Consider the following 8840-nt stretch of genomic DNA (forward strand, 5'->3'; position numbering starts at 1 on the left):
CGCGCGGGCCCCCCCCCCCCCCCCCCCGCCCCGCGCCCCCCCCCCCGGGCCCGGGGCCCCCCCCCCCCCCCCGCGGCGCGCGCCCCCCCCCCCCCCGGGCCCGGGTTCGCGCCCCGCGGGGCGTCAGGACTTCGACGTCGCCGGAACCTCGTCACCGCTGCGCCGCGCCGAACCCCGCACCCACAGGTACGGCAACCGGCGGGTGGCCAGGTACACGATCGCGGCCACCGCGGCGGCGACGTAGTTGCCGAGCGAACCCCACTCCGGGTGCGCCGCGGCGATCGGCCCGGTGTAGAGCGCCGAGTGCCAGAACGGCACCGACAGCAGCACCCCGGCCGCCCAGGCCACGAAGCCCCAGCCCACGACGCGGCTCCGGTCGTAGAGCTCGCCGATGCGGCTGCGGTCCGAACGCCCGCCCACGTAGTAGTCCAGCAGCAGCACCGTGGCGAACGGCGCGATGAAGTACGCGGTCAGGCTCAGGAAGACCTCGAACTTCGCCTCGATCCCCGTCTCGCCCCACAGGCTGATCAGGAAGCCGAGCACGCAGATCAGCGCCACGCCCTGCGGCCGGGTCAGCGGCACCCGCAGCGTCTGCAGCGAGATCGCCCCGCCGTAGACGTTGAGGAAGTTCTGCGACAGCGCCGAGAGGATCACCGCGGCCAGCGCGGGCACCGCGAACGGCCCGGTGAGCTGGTGCAGCGCCGCGATCGAGTCGCTGGTGGTGGCGCTGTTGCCCAGCAGCGCGCCCACCACGCCCAGCCAGAACACGGTGATGAACGTGCCGAGCCCGGTGAACAGCGCGGTCAGCTTCCCGCTGCGCTTGGTGTCCGGCAGGTAGCGGGAGTAGTCGGAGGCGAACGGCGACCAGGCCACCAGGAACGCGAAGAAGGCGCCGGCGAAGGTGATCCACCCGCCCCAGCCGCCGATGTAGCCGTCGGCGGTGGCGTCGGCGTGGAACGTGCCGGCGCCGCGCGCCAGCGCGACCACGGTGATGAGCAGGAACAGGGCGAGCAGCACGAACGCCAGGATCCGCTCCAGGTAGTGGATCATGTTGTATCCGTAGATCGCCACCACCAGCTGCACCAGCGTCAGCAGCAGCGACCCCACCCAGAACGGCACCGGCAGCAGCTCGGCGATGGCCTTGCCACCGAGGATCACCGTCACCGATGCCCAGCCGACCCCGGCGAAGACGTTGATGTAGGCGACCGGGATGAAGTTGCCGAGGAACCCGAGCGGGCCGCGGGCCTGGATCTGCTGCGGCACGCCGAGCCGCACGCCCATCCGGGACATGGTCGCCATCAGCAGCGACCCGGCGAGGGCACCGGCGGCGACCGCGGTGACGGCGGCGGTGAAGCTGAGCCCGAGGGCGATGGCGTTGAACCCGAGCATCATGATCGGGAAGTTGAGGTTCGCCGCGAACCAGACGAAGAACTGGGAACTCGGCTTGCCGTGGCGTTCGGAATCGGGGATGTGGTCGACGCCGAACGGCTCGACCGTCGTCACCGATTCGCCGTACGCGGGCTGCGGAGTCGGCGCTGACTCGTGCGTCATGGTCTCTCCAGTGCTGAGAGCCGGAACGGCTCGGCGTGCGAGGCGGGACCGGGGTCGGCCTCGCAGGCGGGGATCGGGTTCAGGGGCTGAGCGGGGTCATGTCGGCGGGCGCGAAGAACTTCCCGGCCCGGTACACCAGCGGATCGACGTCGCGGTGCTCGGCCTGCACGATGCGGCCGACGAACACGGTGTGGGTGGCGGCGCGCAGCCGTTCCCCGATCTCCACTTCGACGGCGGCCGCCGAGCCGGTCAGCAGCGGCGAACCGTGCGGGCCGGGCGACCAGTCGACCTCGGCGAACTTGTCGGTGTTCTTGGAGGCGAAGACTCCCGCGACGGGCAGCTGGTCGGCGGCGAGGATGTTGATGCCGAGGTGGCTCGCGCGCACCAGCGCCGGGTAGGTGCTGGAGGTGGTCTGCACGCAGACCATCACCATCGGCGGTTCCAGCGAGACGCTGCAGAACGCGTTCACGGCGAGCCCGCGCGGCACTTCGCCGTCCATCGCGGTCACCACGGTGACGCCGGTGACGAAGCGGCGGTGCACCTCGCGCACCGCGGCGGGGTCGACGGCCTGCTCGGTCCGCGTGCTCATCGGTTTCCCTCCCCGATCGAGATGATGCCCAGCGCCCGCAGCAGCTGGCGCGGGTCCCAGGTGACCCATTCCGCGGTCACCCGGTCGCCGTCGAAGGTGGCGAAGGTGACGCCGACGACCTCGACGGCGCGGCCGGTGGGCGGCACGTCCAGGAAGGTCTCGGTGTGAGTGCCGCGGCTGCGCCAGCGGATCACCACCCGGTCGCCCTCCTCCACCAGTTCCTCCACCTCGGTGGTGAGGTCGGGGAACGCCTCCCTGGTGGTCAGGATGGATTCCTTGAAGCCTGCGCGGTCCTGCACCGCGCCGTCGGACGCCGAGGTCCGCGCGTAGCCCGGGGCCAGCAGCTCGTCGAGCGCGTCGACGTCCCCGCGGTCCCAGCACGCGGTCCACGCTGCGCGGATCCGCTGCTTGCGCGGCGAGTCCTGTCCTGCGGCCATGTGTCACTCCTTCGATGCCCGTCCAGGGTCAGCACAGGCCCTGGTTCCTGTTCGGCGCGCGCCCGCCGGGGATGCCCAGGCGGCTGCGCACGTCGTTGCGCACGCGCTCCACGACTCGGGTGAACGTTCCCTCGCCGAACCTTCCGTCGGTGTACAAGCGCATCCAGCCGGCGCCGTCGAGGTACCCGGCCTCCAGCGCCGCGCACCTGCCGTCCAGCTCGGCGCGGGTCCGGTCGCCCGCGGTGTCGAGCAGCACGAGGTGGTAGCCCGGCCCGGTCCGCCCGGTCCAGGCCGCGATCCCGGTGTCGCGGTCCTTGAACCGCTCGGCGCGGGCCTTGATGTCGACCGATTCGGCCAGCGCACCCGCTTCCGCGGGCAGCCAGCCGGGGTCGGTGCCGGTGGCGGCCGGGTGGGCGAGGACCTGGAGGCAGACCTCCGGTTCGTCCCGGCGGCCGCACCAGGTCAGCGCGATCCGGTGCACGTGGGCCTGGCCGGGAACGAGTCGCCGCCGCACCGGCCGGTGGCCGGTGAGCAGTTCCAGTTCCGCGGCCAGCACGTCCACCGCCCTGGCCAGGTCACCGGTTCCGGGTTCCGCCGCATCGACCAACGCTTCGTCCCCCGTCCGGATCGAGTGCCCGTCCGACCGAGCCTGCTTGTATGTCAGCGGGACGCTACGAGTGGACCAGGTCACTGTCAAGAATCCACCTGGGATCCACTGGCCAGATCATCGATCACCAGGCGGTACCGCGAAAAAATCACGGGTTCCCATTGACCTGCCCAGCACGGTCTGGCTAGCGTGCCTGCCATGCAAGAGACCGGAACACGGGCCGCTAGTATGCAAGCCCGGGGCGCTCGGGCCCGAGTGCTGGACGGTTTGCGCGAGGCGATCATCCGCGGCGAGCACCAGCCCGGTGCGCTGCTGTCGGAGGGCACCCTCGCCGAGACCTACGGCACGAGCCGGACTCCCATCAGGGAAGCCCTCCAGCAGCTCCAGACCGAAGGTCTGGTCGAGGTCGTCCCCCGGGTCGGCAGCTTCGTGCGCGAACCGTCCCGGCGCGAGCTCGGCGAGCTGTTCCAGCTGAAGGCGGTACTGGAGGGGCTCGGCGTGCAGCTGCTGGCGCAGCGGGGCCGCGTCGCGGAGGTCGATCTGCTGCGCGACAACCTCGCCGAGTCCGAACGCGCCGTCGCCGACGGCGACGTGGAGCGCTACGCCCAGCTGGTGCACGACTTCCACGGCCTGGTCATCCAGGGCGCGGACAACAGCAGGCTCGCCGAGCACTACCAGATGCTGATGAACCAGCTCGCCTACCACCGGGTCGTGATGAACACGTTGCGCCACCCGGGGCGGCTGGGCGCCTCGCTGCACGAGCACCACGAGGTGTTCAAGCGGATCGTGGACAAGGACGCGTTCGGCGCCGAGCAGGCCATGCGCGACCACGTCCGGTGCAGCGAGCGCGAGGCCATGACCCACCGGGAGCAGCCCGCCCCGGAGTGATCCGGCTTCGGCCCCGGCAAGAGAAGACCGGCCACCGCGGGGAGCTCTCCCGGCGGTGGTCCCCCGAGCACGCCCGCCCGGCGGCGCGATCCCCGCGCCCGTCCGGTCTCCGCGGCACCCGCGCACCGTCCGGTGCGGATCCCTCTCCTCGACGTGGAGGCAGACATGCGTTTCTCCATCTTCCACAACCTCGGCGCACCCGGGCGGTTCGGCGAGTACGACCAGGTCATGAACGAGACCCGGGAGTTCGCGCGGTACGCGGACCAGGCCGGGTTCTGGTCCATCTGGTACACCGAGCACCACTTCGGCCACGAGGGCTACGAGCTGATCGCGAACCCGGTGCTGATGGGCGCGGACATCGCCGCCCGCACCGAGAACATCCGCATCGGGCAGGCCGCGAACATCGCCACGTTCTGGCACCCGCTGCGGCTGGCCGAGGACATCGCGCAGCTCGACCAGCTCTCCGGCGGCCGCGTCGAGGTCGGCCTGGGCCGCGGGCTCTACGGGCGGGAGGCGCTGAACCTCAACACGCTCGCCGACCCGCGCGACCAGGAGCAGAACCGGGCGCTGTTCGACGAGACCGTGGAGATCCTGCAGAAGGCGTGGTCGAACGAGTTCTTCTCGCACGACGGGCGCTTCTACACCTTCCCGGCCCCCGGCGTGCGCTGGGAGCACCCGCTCTCGCCCGCCACCCCGGAGTTCACCGAGGACGGCGTGATCACCAAGCTCGCCGTCACCCCGCGCCCCTACCAGCGCCCGCACCCGCCGCTGTGGCAGGTGATCGACAGCCCGCGGTCCATCCAGACCGCCGCCCAGCAGGGCGTGCAGGGGCTGTTCTGGCTGCCGCCGATCTCGGCGCTCAAGGACCGCTTCCAGCTGTACAAGGACTCCGCGCAGGCGGCGGGCCGGGACCTGGCGCTGGGCGAGGGCATCGGCCTGGTCCGCGACGTGTTCGTCGCCGACACCATGGAGCAGGCCCGCGCCCAGTTCGAGGAGGCGCTGCTGACCTCCTACAAGTGGATCACCCACTGGCGCGGGCTGGGCAACCTGATGGAGGCCGGTGAGGAGCTCACCGACGCCCACGAGCTGTCCTTCGAGTTCCTGGAGCAGCGCAACCTGCTCGTCGGCACCCCGGAGCACGTGGCGGGCAAGATCGAGGAGCTGCAGGAGGAGCTGAACCTGGAGCACCTGCTGCTGTGGACCACGCACCCCGGCCTGCGCCACGAGCACGCGATGCGCAGCCTCGAACTGTTCACCGAGAAGGTCATGCCGCGCTTCCAGGGCTCCGGCTCGTGAGCGGGCCGCGCAAGGTCGTCACCACGACGGAGACCGTGCTGCGCGAGCTGGGCTCCCCGGTGGAGTCCACCGCGCACCGCGCCGCCGCGGCCGCGGTGATCCCGAACCCGTGGGCGGGCCGCGGCCACGTCGCGGACCTCTCCGCGGAGGTGGAGCGGATCGCGCCCGGCCTCGCCCGCACCCTGCACGACGAGCTCACCGCGGCGCTGACCACGGCGAACGGCGGCGAGGCCGAGATCACCGCGTTCGGCAAGGCCGCCATCGTCGGCCTGGACGGCGAGATCGAGCACGGCGCGGCGCTGATCCACACCCCGTACTTCGGCAACGTGCTGCGGGAACTGGCGGGCGGCACCGCGGTCATCGTGTTCTCCGACGAGCGCGGGCCCGCCGGGACCACGCTGACCGTGCCGATCTGGCACAAGACCGACGCGGCCACCCGCTCGCACTACCAGACCATCCCGGTGCGCATCCCGGACGCGCCCGCCGACGACGAGATCGTCGTCATCGCGGCCGCGTCGACCGGACCGCGCCCCAACGCCCGCATCGGCGACCGCAAGACGGATCCGGTGGTGCGGCTGGCAGACCTGGAGGACCGATGAACATCCGCAAGATCGTGAGCTACACCGAGGACGTGCTCACCGAAGGCGGCCGCCCGGTGGACCCGCGGGCGCGCACCGCGGTGGTGCTGGCGGTGCTGCAGAACCCGTGGGCCGGCGAGGGGTTCGTGGCGGACCTCGCGCCCGGCATCGAGGAGTTCGCGTCCCCGCTGGGCGCCCTGCTCGCACCCCGCGTGGTGGAGGCGCTGGGCGAGCCGATCGAGGCCTACGGCAAGGCCGCGATCGTCGGGCTGGACGGCGAGGTCGAGCACGGGTCGGCGCTGATCCACACCTTGAAGTTCGGCGACCACTTCCGGCAGGCCGCGAGCGCCACCACGCTGCTGCCCGCGGTGGAGAAGCGCGCGGCGGCCGGCACCACCTTCGACATCCCGCTCAAGCACATCACCGACGCGACGATCCGCTCGCACCACCAGAGCATCGAGGTGCGGCTGGCCGACGCACCGCGCGCCGACGAGATCGTGGTCGGCCTGGCCGCGGCGGCGCAGGGCCGCCCGCAGGCGCGGCTCGCCCCGCTGTCGAGCGAGCGATGACCGACCAGCTGGTCCTGCTGCACGGCGTCGGCCTGGACCACCGCATGTGGGACCGGTGCGCGCCGGAGCTGGCCCGGGACAACCCGGTGCTGGCCCCGGACCTGCCGGGCCACGGCGCGGGCGGGGCCGTCGAGCCGGACGCGGAGCTCGACGACCTCGCCGCGGCGGTGGCGCGGCGGCTGAGCGGTCCCGCCCACCTGGTCGGGTTCTCGCTCGGCGCGCTGGTGGCGCAGTGCCTCGCGGTGCGCCACCCGGAGCTGGTGCGGTCGCTGGTGCTGGTGAGCTCGGTGGCCGCCCGCAGCCCGGAGCAGTCGGCCGCGGTCGGCGACCGGCTGCGCGGCGTGGCGCAGGACTTCGCCGGGACCGCGGAGGCCGCCGTGCAGCGGTGGATGAGCCCGGACTGGCAGGCGCGCGAACCGGAACTGGCCGACCGGCTGCGCACCACCCTGCTGGGCAACGACCTCGACGACTACCTGGCCTGCTACCGGATCTTCGCGACGGCGGACCGCGAACTGGCCCCGCTGCTGCCGGGGATCACGGCACCGACGCTGGCGATCACCGGTGCCGAGGACCCCGGTTCGACGCCCGCGATGACCGAGCACTTGGCCGCGACCATCCCGGAGGCGCACGCCGTCGTCGTCCCCGGCGCCCGGCACCTGCTGCCGCTGGAACGGCCGGACCGACTGGTCGCCGAGATCCGCACGCACCTCACCCGCACGACCGTGGAGCGTTGAGATGAGCACCGAACTCCCCCGCTACGAGCACTACATCGCAGGCGAGTGGGTCGCCCCGGCCGAAGGCGGCTACTTCGCCAGCACCAACCCGACCACCGCGCAGCCCTGGTACGAGGCGGCGCGCGGCACCGAGGCGGACGTGGACCGCGCGGTGCGCGCCGCGCGGGCGGCGTTCGAGGCGCCGTCCTGGCGCGACCTGTCCCAGACCGCGCGCGGGCGGTTGCTGCGCAGGCTCGGCGACCTCATCACCGAGAACGCCGAGGACCTGGCCCGCACCGAGACCCTGGACAACGGCAAGCTGCTGCGCGAGATGCGGTCCCAGCTGGCCGGGATCCCAGAGTACTTCTACTACTACGCCGGCTACGCCGACAAGATCCACGGCGAGGTCATCCCCGCGAACAGCACCAAGCTGCTCAACTACACCCAGCGCGAGCCGGTGGGCGTGGTCGGGGCGATCACCCCGTGGAACTCGCCGCTGATGCTGACCACCGCGAAGATCGCGCCGGCGCTGGCCGCGGGCAACACCGTGGTGATCAAGCCGTCCGAGCACACCTCGGCGTCGGTGCTGAAGCTGGTGCCGCTGTTCGAGCAGGCCGGTTTCCCGCCGGGCGTGGTCAACGTGGTCACCGGATTCGGCGCGGACGCCGGGAACGCGCTGGTGGAGCACCCGCAGGTCGCGAAGCTCAGCTTCACCGGCAGCACCGCGACCGGTTCGCGGATCTCCGCCGCCTGCGGTTCCCGGTTCGTGCCGGTGACGCTGGAGCTGGGCGGCAAGTCGCCGAACATCGTCTTCGACGACGCCGACACCGACAGCGCCGCGATGGGCATCGTCGCCGGGATCTTCGCCGCCGCCGGGCAGACCTGCATCGCGGGCAGCCGGGTCTTCCTGCAGCGCGGCGTCTACGACGAGGTGCTGGAGAAGGTCGCGGCCCGCGCCGCCACCATCAAGATCGGCGACCCGCTGGAGCCGGAGACCGAGCTCGGCCCGGTCGCGTTCGGCGACCAGCGGGACAAGATCGAGGAGTACGTGCGGATCGGCCGCGAGGAGGGCGGCCGGGTGCTGACCGGCGGCGAGCGGCCGGACGTGGGCCTGGACGGCTACTTCTACTCCCCCACCGTGTTCGTGGACACCGACAACGGGATGCGGGTCTGCCAGGAGGAGATCTTCGGCCCGGTGCTCACGGTGATGCCGTTCGACACCGAGGACGAGGTGGTGGCGCTGGCCAACGACACCACCTACGGGCTGGCCGCCGGGGTGTGGACGCGGGACCTGGCGCGGGCGCACCGGCTCGCCTCGGTGCTGGAGGCCGGGACGGTGTGGGTGAACACCTACCGCGCGATGTCGCCGATGTCGCCGCGCTCCGGGTTCAAGCAGAGCGGGGTCGGCATCGAGCACGGCACCGAGGTGCTGCGCGAGTACACCAGGCTCAAGAGCGTCTGGATCAACACCGACGAGAGCCCGGCGCGGGACCCGTTCGTGCTGGGTTCCTGACGGTTCCGCCGGGGGGGCCCCCCCCGGGGCGGGGGGGGCGGCGGGGCGGGGGGGGCCCCGCCCCCCCCCCCCCCCCGCGGGGGGGGGGGGGGGGGCGGG

General features: G+C 72.5%; 10 protein-coding genes. 6 read left to right on the forward strand and 4 right to left on the reverse strand.

Going from position 1 to position 8840, the window contains the following annotated elements:
- Positions 1 to 123: 123 nt before the first annotated feature.
- The 4 genes from LCD33_RS25385 to LCD33_RS25400 all read right to left on the reverse strand — a co-directional run bounded on the left by LCD33_RS25385 (position 124) and on the right by LCD33_RS25400 (position 3184).
- Positions 124 to 1551: a cytosine permease gene (locus LCD33_RS25385; protein WP_224957609.1), complete on the reverse strand. Its 1428-nt coding sequence runs from the start codon at positions 1549 to 1551 to the stop codon at positions 124 to 126.
- Between the two features lie 79 nt (positions 1552 to 1630).
- Complete coding sequence (locus LCD33_RS25390) at positions 1631 to 2140, reverse strand: flavin reductase family protein (protein WP_224957608.1); 510 nt, start codon at positions 2138 to 2140, stop codon at positions 1631 to 1633.
- A complete protein-coding gene (locus LCD33_RS25395; protein ID WP_224957607.1) occupies positions 2137 to 2577 on the reverse strand; it encodes an ester cyclase in 441 nt (146 codons plus the stop codon). Before LCD33_RS25395 ends, LCD33_RS25390 begins: the two co-directional genes overlap by 4 nt.
- A gap of 28 nt (positions 2578 to 2605) precedes the next feature.
- Positions 2606 to 3184 carry a hypothetical protein gene (locus tag LCD33_RS25400; protein ID WP_224957606.1) on the reverse strand — a complete coding sequence of 193 codons (579 nt, stop codon included), beginning with the start codon at positions 3182 to 3184 and terminating at the stop codon, positions 2606 to 2608.
- A 255-nt stretch (positions 3185 to 3439) separates the two neighbouring features.
- Between LCD33_RS25400 and LCD33_RS25405 the strand changes: the two genes are divergently transcribed.
- The 6 genes from LCD33_RS25405 (at position 3440) to LCD33_RS25430 (ending at position 8741) form a co-directional block, all read left to right on the forward strand.
- Positions 3440 to 4072 (forward strand): GntR family transcriptional regulator, encoded by a 633-nt coding sequence (locus LCD33_RS25405; protein ID WP_308011329.1) that lies wholly within the window; start codon positions 3440 to 3442, stop codon positions 4070 to 4072.
- A gap of 165 nt (positions 4073 to 4237) precedes the next feature.
- Complete coding sequence (locus LCD33_RS25410; RefSeq protein ID WP_224957604.1) at positions 4238 to 5368, forward strand: LLM class flavin-dependent oxidoreductase; 1131 nt, start codon at positions 4238 to 4240, stop codon at positions 5366 to 5368.
- Positions 5365 to 5967, forward strand: coding sequence for an amino acid synthesis family protein (locus tag LCD33_RS25415; RefSeq protein ID WP_224957602.1), 603 nt, complete (start codon positions 5365 to 5367; stop codon positions 5965 to 5967). The genes LCD33_RS25410 and LCD33_RS25415 overlap by 4 nt, the downstream gene beginning before the upstream one ends.
- Positions 5964 to 6515 (forward strand): amino acid synthesis family protein, encoded by a 552-nt coding sequence (locus LCD33_RS25420; RefSeq protein ID WP_224957600.1) that lies wholly within the window; start codon positions 5964 to 5966, stop codon positions 6513 to 6515. The genes LCD33_RS25415 and LCD33_RS25420 overlap by 4 nt, the downstream gene beginning before the upstream one ends.
- The gene (locus tag LCD33_RS25425; RefSeq protein ID WP_224957598.1) at positions 6512 to 7249 is read left to right on the forward strand and encodes an alpha/beta fold hydrolase; all 738 of its coding nucleotides are present in this window, start codon (positions 6512 to 6514) and stop codon (positions 7247 to 7249) included. Before LCD33_RS25420 ends, LCD33_RS25425 begins: the two co-directional genes overlap by 4 nt.
- Position 7250: 1 nt before the next feature.
- Complete coding sequence (locus LCD33_RS25430; RefSeq protein ID WP_224957597.1) at positions 7251 to 8741, forward strand: aldehyde dehydrogenase; 1491 nt, start codon at positions 7251 to 7253, stop codon at positions 8739 to 8741.
- Positions 8742 to 8840 lie beyond the last annotated feature (99 nt).

The sequence above is a fragment of the Saccharopolyspora sp. 7B genome (genome assembly GCF_020177435.1).
Lineage (GTDB): Bacteria > Actinomycetota > Actinomycetes > Mycobacteriales > Pseudonocardiaceae > Saccharopolyspora_C > Saccharopolyspora_C gregorii.